This window comes from Dryocola clanedunensis, from assembly GCF_038405435.1.
Taxonomy (GTDB): domain Bacteria; phylum Pseudomonadota; class Gammaproteobacteria; order Enterobacterales; family Enterobacteriaceae; genus Dryocola; species Dryocola clanedunensis_A.
Window position 1 is genome coordinate 240 of the sequence record NZ_JBBYHZ010000092.1, and the last position, 439, is coordinate 678.

General features: G+C 63.6%; 1 protein-coding gene. It reads left to right on the forward strand.

All coding sequences use genetic code 11. The features are described from left to right. Nucleotides 1-439: M13-type metalloendopeptidase (locus AAE045_RS23580; RefSeq protein WP_455549736.1), on the forward strand; the 439-nt coding region annotated here is incomplete at both ends.

The window sequence follows — 439 nt, forward strand, 5'->3', positions numbered from 1 at the left end:
GGGCGATGCTGCCGCAGACCATCAATGCGATGAACGTGCCGCTGGAAAACCGCCTGGTGTTCCCGGCCGCGATCCTGCAGCCGCCGTTCTTCGACGGCGCAGCCGATGATGCGGTGAACTACGGCGCGATCGGTGCGGTGATCGGCCATGAGATCAGCCACGGTTTCGACAACGCCGGTGCGCTGTTCGATGAGACGGGCAAGCTGCAGAACTGGTGGACGCCCGAAGATCTGAAGAAGTTCAACGCGGCCGGCGATGCGCTGGCGGCGCAGTTCAGCAGCTACAGTCCGTTCCCGGGGGTATCGGTGAATGGTCGTTTGACGCTGGGCGAGAACATTGCGGACGTGGCGGGTCTGTCGACGGCGTACGATGCGTATAAGTTGTCGCTGCAGGGCAAGCCGGGCCAGACGCTGGAGGGCTTCACACCGGATCAGCGGTT